Source organism: Kitasatospora sp. NPDC059646 (assembly GCF_042734615.1).
Classification (GTDB): Bacteria; Actinomycetota; Actinomycetes; order Streptomycetales; family Streptomycetaceae; genus Kitasatospora.
This window is the reverse complement of the sequence record NZ_JBHWDS010000092.1, coordinates 1-15,964: the sequence shown is the minus strand read 5'-3', so window position 1 is coordinate 15,964 and position 15,964 is coordinate 1. Positions and strand designations below refer to the sequence as shown.

The following is a 15,964-nucleotide window of genomic DNA, read 5'->3' as shown; positions in this document are numbered from 1 at the left end:
AGAACGTCCAGGGCGCCGTCACCGCCCTGCAGAACGCCGGCGTCGGCCCCGACGACATCGACGGCGTCGGCCTCGGCGCCTACCTCGCCTGCAAGAACTGGCAGTCCGGCAAGCCCTCCGGCATGAAGGCCGCCCTCTTCATCAACGGCAAGGACGTCGGCGCGCTCGCCGTCCAGACCATGTACGACCGGCTCAAGAACGGCAAGGAGATGCCCGCCGAGGCGTTCGCCCCGACCAGGATGGTCGACGCCTCCGACTGGCAGGCCGCCGGCGTCAGCTGCGGCTGACGTCCGGCCCGGCCGGGGCGGCGGCGTCCCGTCCGGGCCGCCGCACCGGCCCCGCCGCACATCGAACTGCCAGCACCGAAAAGCCAGTTGAGGCCAACGATGACCACATCCAGTCGCTCCCCCGCCGGACCGTCCGGCCTGACCGCCGAGAACATCGGCAAGCGCTTCGGCACCGTCCGGGCGCTGCACGGCATCGACCTGGACTTCCCACCCGGCCGGGTCACCGCCCTGATGGGCGAGAACGGCGCAGGCAAGTCCACGTTGCTGCGCATCCTGACCGGCGACCACCGGCCGAGCGAAGGCCGGGTGCTGCTCGACGGCCGGCCGCTCGACCTGAACTCGCCGACCGACGCCCGCCGGGCCGGGATCCGGATCATCCCGCAGGAACCCGAGATCATCCCGCACGTCCCGGTCGCCGAGAACGTCTACGCCGGCGCGCTGCCACGACGGGCCGGCCGCCGCCTCGACCGCGCCGAACTGCGCCGCCGGATCACCGCCGACCTGGACCGGCTGGGCTTCGCCAAGGTCCTCGACCCCGACCTGATCGGCTCGGAACTCACGCCCGCGCAACGCCAGTTGGTGGAGATCATGCGCGCGCTCACCGGAGACACCCCGCCGCGCCTGATCGCCTTCGACGAACCCACCTCCTCGCTGTCCGAGCACGAGGTGGAGGCGCTCTTCGCCCTCATCCGGCGACTGCGCTCGGACGGCATCGCGGTGATCTACGTCTCGCACCGGATGAAGGAGATCTTCCAACTCGCCGACCGGATCGCCGTCCTGCGCGACGGCGCGCTCGCGGGCGTGGTCGAGGCCGCCGACACCGACGAGGGCGCCCTGGTCCGGCTCATGGTCGGGCGCGACCTGTCGGCGCTGTTCGTCCGGCAGAACGTCGCCACCGACCGGGTGGTGCTCGACGTCGACCGCCTGAGCACCGACGACGTCCAGGACGTGTCCCTCACCGTGCACGCCGGCGAGGTCGTCGCGCTGGCCGGCCTGATCGGCGCCGGGCGTTCCGAACTCGCCCTCGCCCTGGCCGGCGACCTGCCGGTCCGCTCCGGCACCGTCAGCCTCTCCGGCCGTACGCTGCGCCCGGCCGGCCCGCGGGCCGCGATCCGGGCGGGCATCGGCCTGGCCCCCGAGGAACGCAAGGCCCAGGCGCTGTTCCTGCACCGCACGATCCGCGACAACACCTCGCTGGTGAGTCTCGAACGGCTGCGCCGCCGACGGTTCGTCAAGACCCGTGAGGAGCGGGAGCTCGCCCAGCTCTACGCCGACCGGCTGCGGGTCCGCGCCCCCTCGATCGAGGCCGAGGTCCGCACCCTGTCCGGCGGCAACCAGCAGAAGGTGGTCCTTGCCCGCTGGCTGGCCCGCCGACCCGACCTGCTGATCCTGGACGAGCCGACCCGCGGCGTCGACATCGGCGCCAAGGCCGAGATCTACCGGATCATCGCCGACCTCGCCCGCGACGGAGTCGCGGTGCTGGTCATCTCCTCCGAGCTCCCCGAGGTCCTCGGCCTCGCCGACCGCGTCGTCGTCATGCAGAACGGCCGGGTGACCGGCGAACTGAGCCGCGACGAAGCCTCCGAGGAGGCGATCCTCGCCCTCGCCATGGCCGAGGACCTGTCCACCGACGACCGAACCGACGACCCCGCCAGTACCGGAGCGACCGCATGACCACCAGCACCGCCCCCACCACCGCCCCCCGGCAGCGCACCGGCGGCGCGCGTGCGCTGCTCGGCGCAGTCGGCGGGCAGAACCTCAGCCTGATCGGCGCGCTCGCCGCCGTGATCGCCCTGTTCGGCTCGCTCAACCCCAACTTCCTCGGCTGGGACAACGTCCAGGTGATCGCCGAGGCGGCCACCATCGCCGGCCTGCTGGCCGTCGTGCAGACCGTCGTCATCATCTGCGGCGGCCTGGACATCTCGGTCGGCTCGCAGGCCGGCCTCGCCTCCGTGGTCTCCGCGATGGTGTTCACCGCCACCGGCTCCGGCGCGACCGCCGGGATCGGCGCCGCGCTCGCCCTCGGAGCAGCTGTCGGCCTGCTCAACGGAACGGTGATCGTCCACGGCCGGGTCAACCCGACCATCGCCACCCTGGCCGGCCTCGCCGCCTACAAGGGCGCGGCCCAGCTCGTCTCCGACGGCCGGGCCCAGGGCTACGTGCTCAACGACGCCGTGTTCGTCTTCCTCAGCCGCGGGAAGATCGCCGGACTTCCGACCATGGTCTGGATCCTGATCCTGGTCGCCGCCGCGGTGCACGTGCTGCTCACCTACACCGACATCGGGCGGAACATCTACGCGATCGGCGGCAACCCCACCGCCGCCCGGCTGGCCGGCATCAACCTCAACAAGTACCTGATCGCCGCGTACGCGCTGAGCGGCGCGGTCGCCGCCCTCGCGGGCGTGCTGCTCACCGCGCGGACCGGCAGCGGCCAGCCGGTCTCCGGCAGCGAGGGCCTGGAACTCCAGTCCATCACCGCGGCCGCCCTCGGCGGCTGCGCCCTCAAGGGCGGCAAGGGCACCGTCGGCGGCACCCTGCTCGCCGTCGCCCTGCTCGGCGCGCTCCAGAACGGCCTCACCGTCCAGGGCATCAACTCCTTCTGGCAGAACGTCGCCCAGGGCACCCTGCTGGTCGCCGCCGTCGTCATCCAGCAGCGCCGCACCGGCGAACGCGCCGTCGGCCTGCCCGCCTGACCGGTCCCGCCCCGCTTCCCCTCCCCACCCCCCGACAGACAGGGAGCACCCCCCATGAGACGCCTTCCCGCGCCGCTGCGCCGCGCGGCCACCGGCGCAGCGGCACTCGGGCTCGCCCTCGCGAGCGCGGTCCTGCCGTCGACAGCCGCACCGGCCGCAGCCGCGACCACGACCGCGACCCGGACGGTGACGATCGACGGGACCACCGCCGGACGGACCTTCGACGGCATGGGCGCGATCAGCGGCGGCGGCGCCACCTCCCGCCTGCTGGTCGACTATCCGGAGCCGCAGCGCTCCGAGATCCTGGACTACCTGTTCAAGCCCGGGTACGGCGCCAACCTGCAGCTGCTCAAGGTCGAGATCGGCGCCGACGCCAACTCCAGCGACGGCCCCGAGCCCAGCCACATGCGCAGCCGCACCGACCTCGACTGCAACCGCGGGTACGAGTGGTGGCTGATGGCGCAGGCCAGGCAGCGGAACCCCGCCATCACGTTCTACGGACTCGAATGGGCCGGCCCCGGCTGGTTCGACGGCGGCATGTGGTCCCAGGACAACATCGACTACCTGACCAAGTGGCTCGGCTGCGCCGACAGCCACGGCCTGTCCGTCGGCTACCTCGGCGGCTGGAACGAGATCGGGTACGACAAGGCCTGGTTCGTCAGCCTGCGCTCCGCCCTCGACGGCAGCGGCCACACCGGCACCAAGCTGGTGGCCGCCGACACCGACGACCCGAACTGGACGGTCGCCACCGACCTGGCCGCCGACCAGGCCTTCAACCGGGCCGTCGCGGTGGTCGGCGCGCACGGCGTCTGCTGGCACTCCACCCCGGTGTACACCGGCTGCCCGGGCAACAGCACCGCCCTCGGTCTGAACAAGCCGATCTGGCAGTCCGAGGACGACAACGACAGCTACGGCGCCGACCCGCCCGCGCTGGCCCGCAACCTGAACCGCGAGTACATCGACGCGCGCGTCACCGCCGACATCAAGTGGGCGCTGGTCAGCTCCTGGCCCGCCCACCTGCCGTACTACGGCGCGGGCCTGATGACCGCGGACCAGCCGTGGTCGGGCGCCTACGCGGTGGGCCGGGACATCTGGGCGATGGCCCACACCACGCAGTTCGCCCGGCCGGGCTGGCAGTACCTCGACGGCGCGAGCGGCTACCTGCCCGGCACCGGCACCAACGGCGATCCGCACAGCGGCAGTTACGTGACGCTCAAGTCCGGAAAGGACTACAGCACCGTCGTCGAGACCACCGACGCGTCGGCCGCGACCACCGTCAACGTGAAGGCGACCGGCGGCCTGTCGGGCGGGACCGTCCACGTGTGGGCGACGAACATGGCCTCCACCGACCCGGGCCAGTGGTTCCAGCACACCCAGGACATCACCCCGAAGGGCGGCGCGTACTCCTTCACCGCGCAGCCCGGCTACCTCTACACGCTGACCACCACCACCGGGCAGGGCAAGGGCACCGCCGTGCCGCCCGCCCGTACCGCCTTCCCGCTGCCGTACGCCGCCGATCTCAGCACCGCCCGGCCCGGCGCCGCCGTCCCGTACTTCCACGACTGGGCGGGCGCGTTCGAGACCGCCCCGTGCCCGGCCGGCACCGGCGCCGCCGCCTGCGCGCGCCAGGTGCTCACCACCGCGCCCATCCCGTGGCACTCCGACATGGGGTACACCCCGCTGACCCTGGTCGGCGATCCGAACTGGACCAGCTACCGGGCCGACGTGGACGTGCAGGTGGAGCAGGACGGGTCCGCGGAACTGCTCGGCAGGCTCGAGCACATCGACCACGACCACTCCGCCTACCACCTGAAGATCGGCACCACCGGCGGCTGGACGCTGTTCACCGAGAACACCGCCGGCTCCGACACCACCCTCGCCACCGGCAGCTACCCGGGCAGCGGCCCGGGGACCTGGCACCACCTGTCGCTGGCGATGCAGGGGCCGTCGATCACCGCGTCCGTCGACGGCGTCCAGGTCGCCTCGGTCACCGACTACAGCCACCTCACCGGGCAGCTCGCCCTGGGCGTCGACGGATTCCAGCACGCCGACTTCGCCAACCTCGCCGTCACCCCGCTGGCCGGCCCGGCCACCACCGGGCTCGTCAACGCCAACAGCGCCATGTGCCTGGACGTCACCGGGGCCTCCACCGCCGACGGTGCCCAGGTCGTCCAGTGGACCTGCGGGGGTAGGCCCAACCAGCAGTGGCAGCTCGTCCCGGTCGCCGTCGACACCTACCAGGTGGTGTCCGTGAACAGCGGCAAGTGCCTGGACGTCACCGGGGCTTCCACCGCCGACGGCGCGCAGGTCGTCCAGTGGACCTGCGGCAGCGACAAGTCCAACCAGCAGTGGCGGACGGTGGCGGTCGCCGGCAGCAGTGCGCACCAGCTGGTGTCCGTGAACAGCGGGAAGTGCCTGGACGTCACCGGCAACTCACGGACCGCCGGCGCACTGGTCGTCCAGTGGACCTGCGGCGGCAGCGACAAGCTCAACCAGCAGTGGACCAGCGCCTGAGCGGAGACTGACGGACCGTCACCGCATCCCGGCGCCGGACGGCCGGAGGGGGCCGCCCGGCGCCGGGTCACCGCTGCCTGGGCGCGTCGCCCCCGGCCGCAGCGCACGCCGCCGCCCGCACCCCCGGGCGGCGGCTTCCCCGTGCCGGCGCGGGCTCAGCCGGGGCCCGGGCGCCCCGGATACGCCTCCGCGACCTGGCGGCGCCCGGTGCCGAGCTTGCGCAGCACCTTGGCCACGTGGTTCTCCACCGTGCGCGGTGACAGGAACAGGGCCTCCGCGATCCGCTGATTGGTGGCGCCGGCGGCGAGCAGCGCGGCGACCTCGTGCTCGCGCGGCGAGAGACTGCCCCCGTACCCGCGCCGACCCGGCCCCCGGCGCACGACACCGAGATCGCGCAGGACCTGCCCGCAGCGCGCGGCGTCGCCGACGGCCCCCAGGTCCGTGAAGAGGTCGAGCGCCTCGGTGATCGGCGCCGCCGCCGCGCCCGGGTCTGCCGGCAGCAGCGCGCCGCCCTGCCGCTCCAGCGCGCGGGCCCGCTCGTACGGCCGCCCGATCTCCCGCCACCGGTCCGCCGCCCCGGCGAAGCGCCGTGCGGCGGCTTCCGGTTCCGCGTCCCGGCGCAGCAGGCCGTGCACGACCTGGAGGTCGGCCGCCGCCGCCGGGGCGTCGCACCCCTCCAGCCCGCGCCCGGCCTCGGCGGCCAGCCGCTCGGCGTCCGCGCGGTCGCCGGCGGCCAGCGCCGCCTCGACCGCGGCCGACAGCAGTCCGGCCGCCCGCGGCCATGCCTCGGCCCGCCGGACGGTGGTGACGGCCCGCCAGGCGGCCGTCCGGGCCCGCAGGGCGTCGCCCCTCGCCAGGTGGACGGCGGCCAGCCCGGCGGCGGCCCGCAGCTCCTGACCCACCAGCTGCAGGTCGGCGCCGACCCGGGCGGCCTCGCCGAGCAGTTCGAGCGCCGTGGCGTACTGCCCGCGGGCCGCCGCGAGGGCGCCGGTCAGCAGGGCCCGCTCGGCGTGCACGGCCAGGGCCGTGGGGTACTCCTCGACGAGTGCGTCCAGGCGCTCCGCCAACCCCTCCCACCGCCCGGCGAAGACGTCCAGCCGCACCAGCGAACCGCGTGACAGGAACCCCGTGATCGGGCTGGGGACCCGCGCGGCCACCTGCCCGGCCTCGGCCGTCAGCGCGGCGGCTCGCCGGTCGTGGCCCAGGTAGGCGGAGGTGTCGCCGACGTTCTGCAGGGTGCGCGCCGTCTGACGCAGCACCTCCCGGTCGCCCGTTCCGCGCGGCAGCCGATCGACGGACTCCCACACCGAGGGGTCCGCCCGACAGGCCAGCAGGGTGATCCGGGTGCCCTGGACAGCGGCCTTCATGGCCTCGGTCCCGTTCGCCCGGACGGCCTCCTCGGCCCGTTCCAGCCAGCCGCGGGCGTAGGCCGGGCCGTTGCCGTCCCTGAGTGCCAGCGCAACCATCGCCCGGACGGCGAGCCCGGGGCGGCCGGCCGCCAGCTCGGCGGTGGCCCGCTCCACCTCGTCGAACCCGGCGGGGTCGGCGGTCTCGTTCAGCATGCCGAGACCGAGGCCGAGCCGGATCTCGCCGCGCACTCCTTCGGGCAGCCGGGGGTCGTCGACCAGTCGGCGCAGCAGCCGGGCGTCCGTGGGGAAGTCCACGCTGCACGCGGCGATCCCGGCCAGCGCCAGGGCCGCCCGGGAGCGGCCCTCCGCCACCAGCTCGGGCCGGTCGAGCATGCGGCGCAGCAACGTGGCGGCCGTGCCGCAGTCGTCGACGGCGATCGCCTCGTCCGCGGCCTCCTGCGCCCGGAGGAGCCACCCCGTCCGGTCGCCGGCCTCGAACGTGTGGTGGGCGATCTGCACCAGCGGCGCGGGAGTGCGTCCCCGGAGCACCTCCAGGGCGCGGCGGTGCAGCCGGACCCGGGCCGGGGCCGGGATGTGCCGGTGGACGACCTGCTGGGCCAGCACGTGCCGGAACGCGTACTCGCCCCGGTCCACCTCGTGCAGCAGCGACGCCCGGAGCAGCTCGGTGACCGCTTCGGCGCCTTCCTCCGGGCCCAGCCCGGTGAGGCCGACCAGCACGTCCTCCGGCGCCGGCGCCGCGAGGACGGCCGCCGCCTCGGCGACCGCCACGGCGCCGGGGGACAGTCTGTCGAGCCGCTCGGTGACCGCGGCCTGCAGTCCGTGCGCGACGTCGGCGTCCTGCAGGCGCTGCACGGCCCCGGCACGGCCGTGGGTGCCGGCGTGCCCGGCGAGGGTGATCAGGTCCTCCTCGACGGCCAGCGGCAGTCCCTCGCTGCGCCGGTACAGCACGGTGCCGAGCGCGGCGGTGGCCTGCGGGCCGAGCGCGGCGGCGGCCAACTCCCGGACGTCCGGCTCCCGGAGCGGACCGAGCCGGATCACCGAGCCGCCGGTGCCGGGCGGCTGGCGGTAGGCGGCGCCGAGCACGGAGGTTCCGGGAGGCAGGTCCTCGGCCCGGTAGGTCAGGACCAGGCCGAGCTGCGGCGGCAGGTCGCGGGCGAGCAGCAGGAGCAGTTCGCGGGTGCCGTCGTCCGCCCAGTGCAGGTCCTCGACGACCAGCGTGGTCGGCCCGAGCGCGGTGAGGAACGAGCGTACGGCGCGGCGCAGTCGGAAGCGCTGCCCGGCAGCGTCGGCCGGCCCGGCGGGCGCGCTCGGCAGCAGGTCGGCCAGGTCGGGCAGCAGCGGCGCCAGCGCGCCGGCGCTGGGCGGGAAGACGACGCCCGCCGGGTCGGCCCCGCCGAGGGCGTCCACCACGGGACCGTACGGGAACGGCTCGCGCAGCGGATGGCAGCTGCCGTTCAGGACCCGCCGCCCGTCCGCCCGCAGCGCGGCGCACGCCTCCCGGACCAGGCGGGACTTGCCGATCCCCGCCTCGCCCTCGATCAGCACGACCGCGGGCGGCCGGCGCAGCGCGGCCATCAACTCCCCGAGCTCGCGTCGCCGTCCCACGAAGCGGAACCGTCCGCCCCGGCCCGCCACCCCGCCGTCGAGGTCGCCCATCGTGTATCACCGTCCGGCGTCACCCTAGAGCCCGGATCCGAGCACCGGCAAAGTCCCCCGATTCCCGTGCAGGCCCGGGCGTTCCGCAAACGGCAGAGCGGTGAAGGACCTGCGGCCGGCACGGGCGGGACATGGTGACGCGGTGTGAAGCCGGGCGGGCCCGCACCCGGCAGTCCGACTCCGGAGCGGGGTCCGGCCGGCGACAGCGCCGGACGCCGCCGGCGGCGCGGCCGAAGGCGGGCTCCGCCGGGCCGGGGCCGCGCCGGACGCCGGTACTCCCGCGCCCGGGGCCGGCCGCGTCCACCATTCGTGTCGAAAACCGCCCGCCACCGTCCCGGGAGCGCCGACCGATCGATAGACAGGGCGGCGTCACCGGAGGAGGAGGCCCTTCACGTGGACCGGGCCCGGTCCCCCGCCGGCTGCGCGCAGCGACCGTCCCGGTCGGCGGCGGCTTCGAGTACGGCGGTCCGGCGGTCGGCCGGACACCGCCTCCGCACGGGAACAGCAGCAGACCGGGAGAGCGCATGATCGACAGACTGCCGTCACCGCTGGTGGGTGCGCGGGTCCTCGCCGTCGTCGACGGGGAGCACTATCCGGAGGTGGTGCGGGAGACGCTGCGCGCCCTGCCCTGCCGGGTGGTGGGCGCCCTGCTCGTCGGCGGGACGGAGAAGCTGCGGGAGGCCCCGGACTTCGGAGCGCCGCTGCTGACCGGAAGCCTCGCCGACGCCCTGTCCGCCTGCGCGGCCGACTTCGTCCTCGACCTGTCGGACGAACCGGTGGTCGGCGGCCCGGAGCGGATGGCGTTCGCGGCGCAGGCGATGGCCTGCGGGGTTCCGTACGCGGGAGCGGACTTCTGCTTCGAGCCGCCGCGGCTGCTCCCGTTCGCCCTGCCGTCCCTCAGCGTCGCGGGTACCGGCAAGCGGATCGGGAAGACCGCCGTCAGCGGTCACGCCGCGCGGTTGCTGTCCGAGCGGTGGAAGGTCGTGGTCGTCGCGATGGGCCGCGGCGGACCGGCCGAACCGGAGGTGGTGACCGACCCGCCGGGCCTCGGCGAGCTGTTGGAGCTCTCGCGATCCGGGCAGCACGCCGCCTCCGACTACATCGAGGACGCGGTGTTCACCGGCGTCGCGACCGTGGGCGCCCGGCGCTGCGGGGGCGGCTTCGCGTCCGCTCCCTTCGCCTCGAACGTCGCCGCGGCGGCCGAGCGGGCGGCGGCGCTCGCACCCGATCTCGTCCTGTTCGAGGGCAGCGGAACCGTCCTGCCGCCGGTGGAAGCCCGTCGGCGGATCCTCGTCATCGGCGGCGGCCAGGACCCCGAGCGGGTGTTCGGCCACCTGGGCGCCTACCGGCTCCTGGTCTCCGACCTGGCGGTGCTCACCCTCGCCGATCCGCAGCTCGACGTCCGCGCCGTGCGCGCGGCCGTCCGACGGGTCCGGGACGTGCCGCTGATCGCCGTCGCGCTGCGCCCACGCCCGGTCGCGGACGTGTCGGGGCACCGCGTCGCGTTCTTCACCACCGCCGCACCGCACGTCCTGCCCGGCATGGTCGACCATCTGCGGACGCGGTACGGCGCGCGGGTCGTCCACGCCACGAACGCCCTCGCCGACCGGAACCGCCTCCGAGCCGAACTCGCAGGCATGGACGCCGAGTTGTACCTGGCCGAGCTCAAGGCCGCCGCCGTCGACGTGGTCGCCGAAGAGGCAGAACGACGCGGCGTCCCGGTCGTGTTCTGCGACACCGAGGTGGCCGCGCTGCCCGGCGAACCCTGCTTCGACCGGGCCGTCCTCGCGCTGGCCGCCGAGGCGATCGGCTGAGATCCGCGCTGCCGCCGTGAACCTCGCGCGCTCCATCACCGCGTCGGCCCGGCACCGCCGTCCCTCGGCCGGGGCGACGCCCGGGCGACCGTCACGGCCGCACCGGGGCCCCGTCGGCGCGCGTCCCACCGGCGCGCGTCCCACCGCGAGGACAGGACCGGCGGCCGGCGGTGGCGCAACGGGCGCCCGGGCGGGCCGCTCGGTGCCGGACGACGCTTCAGCGGCACTCGACGCTCCTGGCCCCGCCCGCGAGGCGCTCACGTTTCGCGCGCAGCAGCCGGAGTCCGGGGTTCGTACGGCGCCGGCCGGCCCGGGCAGGAGTCGACTTCCGTCGCGCAGCAGCGCGGGCCGGCAGTGTCCAGCAGGCCTGCGCGGCCGGCGGCGACTCACGCCGGGACGGCCCGGGGCGGCCCGGTCAGGCCTCGTGCCGGGCCGGCCGGCCCAGGAAGGCGGCGACCGCGGCGGCCCCCGCGAGCAGGGCGAGACCGGCGACCAGCAGCGCCAGCCGGGTGCCGGAGCCGTCCCCGGCCTGGTCGGCGAGCACCCCCAGGACGGCCACGCCGAGCACCGCGCCGGTCTGCCGTGCGGAGTTCAGCGCACCCGACGCGATCCCGGACTGCTCCTTGGCGACCGCGCCGACCACGGCCGTCATCAGCGACGGGATCGCGAAGGAGACCCCGAATCCCAGCGTCAGCAGCCCGGCCGCCATCGCGAGCCGCGCGGCCGCGGAGCCGGCGGTCGCCGCGGCGGCCACCAGTGCCCCGGCGCCCATCAGCAGGAACCCGGCGACGGCCGGGCGGCGGGCCCCGATCCGGCCCACCAGGCGTCCGGTGAACACCGGGTTGACGGCGGTCGGCAGCATCAGCGGCAGGAATGCGGCGCCTGCGCCGAACGCGCTCAGGCCGTGCGCCCGCTGGAAGAACAGCGAGAGCACGAACAGCACCCCCGACAGGCCGAAGTTCACCAGCAGCCCGGCGAGCAGCCCGGTGGCGAGCGTCCGGTCGCGCAGCAGCCCCAGGGGCAGCATGGGGGCGCGGCGCGCGGCCTCCCGGCGGCGCTCCACCAGGACGAACAGGCCGCCCGCGAGCGCGGACACCGCGAACCCGCCGAGCACCGGCGGCGACGCCCAGCCGGCCGGCCCGCCCTCGATCAGCGCGCCGGTCAGCCCGGTCAGCGCGAGCACCGCGCAGACCTGGCCGGGCAGGTCCACCCCCCTGGCCGGCGAGGGCCGGTCGGCGGGCGCGTGACGTGCCGTCAGAACGACGGCGAGCAGCGCCACCGGCACGTTCACCAGGAAGATCGCGCGCCAGCCGAACCGGTCGGTCAGCGCGCCGCCGACCAGCGGCCCGGCCGCCAGCGCGCTGCCGCTGATCGCCGCCCACACGCCCATCGCGCGGGCCCGGGCGGCCGGGTCGGTCCAGGCGTGGGCGATCACCGCCAGCGAGGCCGGCAGCAGCAGCGCGCCCGCCACGCCGAGCAGCGCCCGCAGCGCGATCAGCACGCCCACCGAGCCGGCCGGCGCGCTGACGCCGGAGCAGGCCCCGAACAGCCACAGCCCGGCCAGGAACACCCGCCGCCCGCCCCACCGGTCCGCCAGGGCGCCGGCGGTGAGCAGCAGCGCGGCGAACGCGAGGGTGTAGGCGTTCGAGATCCACTGCAGGCCGCCGAGCGAACCGGTCAGGTCCGCGCCGATCGCGGGCAGCGCCACGGTCACCACCGTGGTGTCCAGCATCACCATGAAGTAGCCGAGCGAGAGTCCGAGCAGCAGCAGCCCGTTCCCGCGTCGGGCGTCGGTCGGTCGACCGGGCACAGTTGTCCCCCGAGGGTGCGAAAGGAGTGGAGGCGAAGGGCGCGCCGGAGAGCGGCGCCGCCGTGATCCGCCGGGCCGGTTCGTGAGCGGCGGGCGATCACTGAAATTCTTGCCGCGCCCGGGCAGTTGAGGAAGCGGGCGGTTCCGATGGCGCCCATCGCCGAAACCGATGCCGCCGGTGCTGCCGAGGCGGCCGCCGGCCGAGACCTGACGAGGAGCGGACACCGTGGAACTGCGCCACCTCCGGACCTTCCACACCGTCGCCCGGACGCTCAACTTCACCCGCGCGGCGGCGGAGTTGAACTACGCGCAGTCCAGCGTCACCGAGCAGGTCCAGGCACTGGAGGCGGAGCTCGGCGCCAAGCTGTTCGACCGCGGCCGCCGGCGGCTCGCCCTCACCCCGGCCGGCGAACGCCTGGTCGAGTACGCCGGCCGGATGCTGCTGCTCGCCCAGGAGGCCCGGACGGCCGTCGAGGAGGAGGACGGCCTTCCCGGCGGACGGCTGGTGGTCGGCGGCCTGGAGACGCTGTGCGCCCACCGCCTGCCGGCCGTCCTCGCGCCGCTGCGCCGCGCGTACCCCCGGATCCGGGTGACGGCCCGTCAGGGAAACCGCGGCGAACTGTACGACTGGGTGCGGCGCGGCGAGGCGGACGTGGTGCTCACCTTCGGCCGGCCGCCCCGGGACGAACGGACCGTCAGCGAGACACTGGCCGCCGAGCGGCTGATGGTGGTCGCCCCGAACGGCCACCGCCTCGCCGGGTACCCGCAGCTGGGCGGCCCCGAGCTGCGCGGCGAACCGTTCCTGGCCACCCCGCCCGGCTGCGGCTTCCGCGAGATGCTGGACGGCCTGATCGACAGCCTCGGCCCGGACGCCCCCGTGATCGACACCGAACTGGCGGGCATCGCCGCCCTCCGCCAGTGCGCCGCCGCCGGACTGGGCTGCGCCCTGCTGCCCGAACTCGCGGTGGCCGACGCGGCCTCCCGCGGCGAACTCGCCGCCGTCCCGGTGCTCGGCGACCGCGCCCGCACCACCGTCACCATGACCTGGCTTCGCAACGCCGAACTCCGGCCCGCCGTCACCGCGTTCCTCACCACGGCGCGCACCGCGTTCGCCCGTCCGACGGCACCGACCGCCCCGTAGCACCCACCCCCCCGGCCCGGACCGACCCCAGCCACCGCCCGGGCCCGCCCCGCCGCCCGCGCGACCGGGCGCACCCGGTGGCGTTCGGGAACACCGTCGGCGCGGTGGCGGCGAGTAGGTCCGGCGTCCGCCCGCGGACCAGCGGCTTCGCCACCGGGCTGTTCGGGGCGGCGAGTTCGTGGCGCACGTGGGCGGGTGGCACTTCGCGACGGTGACGGGTGCCCTGCCCGTGAAGCACACCAATCCCCTGCCCGCGTGGCCGTCCCGCCATGTCCCACCCGCCGGCCGTGCGCAGAAGGCGACCGATCGTGATCGACTGCAGCACCCTCCCCGGCTGTGACCCCACCGACGCCGAACTGTCCGCCGTCAGCGCGGCGTTGCGCTCGCCCGGCCCCGGCGGAGCACGACGGGCCCGTTCCCCCGGCTGGCCGGCTGGATGCCCGGGCTGTCGGAGGAGCGCCGGCTCGCGCTCGGCGACGCGACGGCGGCCCGCTTCGAGGACGCCGAGGTCCGGGCCCGGACGTTCGCCCCGCTGGTACTGGCCGCCGTCGTGCGCACCGGCCACCAGCGGCCCGGGCGGCCGGCCGCATTCGCCCACCGGCACCCGGCCGAGGCCGACCTGCGCGGCCACCACACCGAGCCGGGCCGACTGCACGCCGCCGCGCACGGAGCAGACCTGCTCGCCCCGTTCGGGCCGCACCCGGAGGTCGCCCCCGAGCCGCTGACGTCGCTCGGCGCGGCCCGGCTGCTCGCCCCGACCGGTCACGTCTTCGACGCCCCGGGGGACGACCGCCTCGGCCACGCGCCCGCCCTGCCCCTGGCCCGGGCCGGAGCTGACGGAGCACCAGACGGTCGGCCGGCTCGACGCGGTGGCCGCGGTGTTCGCCACCGGGGAGCCCGGCCCAGGTGCCCGCCGAGGTGCTGGCGACGGCGGCACCGTCCACGGGCTGACGCCCCGCCCGGTCGGACCGCACCCGGACCGGGACCTCCCGGCCTCCTGCGGGCTCGAATCGGCGGAAAATTCCCACCGCTGTCGGAGCGGTCGGCTAAAGTCCGCTGCGCCGTGTGCGGAGGCCCGGCGAGGGGGGACGTCCTGGCCGGCGCGGGCCGCAGAGCCGCTCTGCCGTGCCGGGGTCGCTTTCCGCGTCGGCTCCTCCCGTTCGGCGGTGCCGGCGGCGTCGTCGGCGGCGGGCACCCGGAACTCGGGCGCGCCCGACAGGGGGTGGACCATCAGAGAGGAACGAACTGTCGTGTCCGAAGAGTGTCCGCAGTGTGGGGAGTCAGGCAGCACCCTCAGGGCGCGCCGGGCGTACGAGGGTGACCCGCCTGCGCTGGAGGTGGCCCCGCCGCCCGCGCCGCCGGTGCCCCGGGTCGCCACTTCCGAGCCCCGCTGGAACCCCGCCGCGCGGGCCTTCGCGTTGATCGTCGGCGGCTACGTGGCGGCCGTCCTGGTGGCGGTCCTCGTCGCCGACGCCGCCGGGCTGAGCGTGGGGACCATCCTGGCCGGGCTGCCGGTGCCCGGCCTCGGACTCCTGCTGGTCCTCTACTATCTGGCCCGCGGCCGGGCCCCGCTTCCCGCCGCCAACGCCGAGTTGGTGTCCTTCCACAACGTCATCTGGACCCGGCGGATGCAGGTGTGGGAGCACGCCCGGTTCTGCTCGGCCTGCCGGGTGGCGTTCTGGCCCGCCGGAGCGTTGAAGGCCGGCTTCCCCGCATCGCCCGCCGTGCCGGCGCACGAGTTCCCGCTGACGGTCGCCACGCTGGCCGAGACGGCGTACGGGCGGCCCTGACGGGCGACGACGGCTGAGGTCACACCGTTCCCGTGCCGGCCGGGGCCGGGGTGAGGTCGATGCCGAGGACGCCGGTGCGGGTGGCGACGCAGAGGCGGCCGGTGTCGGTGATGGCCAGGCCGACGACGGGGGCGCCGAAGTGCAGGTCGTAGGTGACCGGTTCGGTGGCGATGACGATGACGCGGACCGGGCCGTCCTCCCAGGCGGCGGCGTGCATCAGGCCGTGGGGGGTGGTGGCGACGGCGACGGCGGTGACGGGGCTGTCGCGGGCGAGGACCGGCTCCTTGAGGGGGTAGCGGTCGGGCATCCAGGTCCAGACGGTGCCGTCGGCGCCGCCGGACATGATGAGGTGTTCGTTCTCGTAGCCCGTGACGTCCACGGCCGTCACCGGCCCCCGGTGGAACGGGACGTCCGCGCGCCGGGGTTCGCCGGTGTCGATCGCGGGGATCGCGTGCACGTACCCGGCCTCGTCGCCCAGCACCATCACCGGGCGGGGCCGGCCCGAGGAGCCCATGGCGGTGGCCCCGTGCTCCAGCGACTCGCGCAGCCGGACCAGGGCCTTGAGCGCGGTGGGCGGGTCGCTGGGCGGCGGGACCGAGGCGATGCTGCCGTTGGTTCGCAGCCGGTGCACGCTGCCGTCGTCGCCGACCGCGACGGCGACGGTGGAGGGCTCCTCCAGCAGGTACCGGTCGGCCGTTCTCGGCACCTGCCCGTCGGTCGGGCTGATCGGGTAGATCGAGTAGCCGATTCCGACCGTGAGCAGGCCGTCCAGTGCCGGGCCGTGCCCTAGGGTCCGTCTTCAAAGATGATCAAGCGGTGAGATCATGGCGGCGTGATACGTCGTCATGAACTGTCGGACGCCGAGTGGGCCGTGCTCTCGCGGTTCCTG

The 15,964-nt window shown here is 75.5% G+C and carries 10 protein-coding genes and 1 pseudogene; 8 read left to right on the top strand and 3 right to left on the bottom strand.

All coding sequences use genetic code 11. The features are described 5' to 3' along the window. The 4 genes and pseudogenes from ACFV1L_RS35670 to ACFV1L_RS35655 all read left to right on the top strand — a co-directional run. A pseudogene (locus ACFV1L_RS35670) lies at window positions 1–287 on the top strand (sugar ABC transporter substrate-binding protein); the annotation flags it as partial. A gap of 99 nt (window positions 288–386) precedes the next feature. Further along, the gene (locus tag ACFV1L_RS35665; protein ID WP_380374301.1) at window positions 387–1,961 is read left to right on the top strand and encodes a sugar ABC transporter ATP-binding protein; all 1,575 of its coding nucleotides are present in this window, start codon (window positions 387–389) and stop codon (window positions 1,959–1,961) included. Beyond that, window positions 1,958–2,980 carry an ABC transporter permease gene (locus tag ACFV1L_RS35660; RefSeq protein ID WP_380374298.1) on the top strand — a complete coding sequence of 341 codons (1,023 nt, stop codon included), beginning with the start codon at window positions 1,958–1,960 and terminating at the stop codon, window positions 2,978–2,980. The genes ACFV1L_RS35665 and ACFV1L_RS35660 overlap by 4 nt, the downstream gene beginning before the upstream one ends. Window positions 2,981–3,034: 54 nt before the next feature. Next, entirely contained in the window at window positions 3,035–5,494 is a 2,460-nt protein-coding gene (locus tag ACFV1L_RS35655; protein WP_380374296.1) for an RICIN domain-containing protein, read from the top strand. 155 nt (window positions 5,495–5,649) lie between these two features. Here ACFV1L_RS35655 and ACFV1L_RS35650 read toward each other — a convergent pair whose 3' ends face one another. After that, window positions 5,650–8,520 (bottom strand): ATP-binding protein, encoded by a 2,871-nt coding sequence (locus tag ACFV1L_RS35650; protein WP_380374293.1) that lies wholly within the window; start codon window positions 8,518–8,520, stop codon window positions 5,650–5,652. 524 nt (window positions 8,521–9,044) lie between these two features. Here ACFV1L_RS35650 and ACFV1L_RS35645 point away from each other — a divergent pair. After that, window positions 9,045–10,334 (top strand): hypothetical protein, encoded by a 1,290-nt coding sequence (locus ACFV1L_RS35645; RefSeq protein ID WP_380374290.1) that lies wholly within the window; start codon window positions 9,045–9,047, stop codon window positions 10,332–10,334. Between the two features lie 415 nt (window positions 10,335–10,749). Here ACFV1L_RS35645 and ACFV1L_RS35640 read toward each other — a convergent pair whose 3' ends face one another. Then, entirely contained in the window at window positions 10,750–12,144 is a 1,395-nt protein-coding gene (locus tag ACFV1L_RS35640) for an MFS transporter (RefSeq protein ID WP_380374288.1), read from the bottom strand. Between the two features lie 226 nt (window positions 12,145–12,370). Between ACFV1L_RS35640 and ACFV1L_RS35635 the strand changes: the two genes are divergently transcribed. From ACFV1L_RS35635 to ACFV1L_RS35625, 3 genes are all read left to right on the top strand, one after another. Beyond that, window positions 12,371–13,285, top strand: coding sequence for a LysR family transcriptional regulator (locus ACFV1L_RS35635; RefSeq protein WP_380374286.1), 915 nt, complete (start codon window positions 12,371–12,373; stop codon window positions 13,283–13,285). 436 nt (window positions 13,286–13,721) lie between these two features. Beyond that, entirely contained in the window at window positions 13,722–14,606 is an 885-nt protein-coding gene (locus ACFV1L_RS35630) for a DUF2785 domain-containing protein (protein WP_380374284.1), read from the top strand. Window positions 14,607–14,622: 16 nt separating this feature from the next. Further along, on the top strand, window positions 14,623–15,075 hold the full coding sequence (locus ACFV1L_RS35625) for a hypothetical protein (RefSeq protein ID WP_380374282.1): 453 nt from the start codon (window positions 14,623–14,625) through the stop codon (window positions 15,073–15,075). Between the two features lie 19 nt (window positions 15,076–15,094). On the opposite strand, the gene ACFV1L_RS35620 is transcribed toward ACFV1L_RS35625, so the two are convergent. Then, complete coding sequence (locus tag ACFV1L_RS35620; RefSeq protein WP_380374279.1) at window positions 15,095–15,781, bottom strand: hypothetical protein; 687 nt, start codon at window positions 15,779–15,781, stop codon at window positions 15,095–15,097. Window positions 15,782–15,964 lie beyond the last annotated feature (183 nt).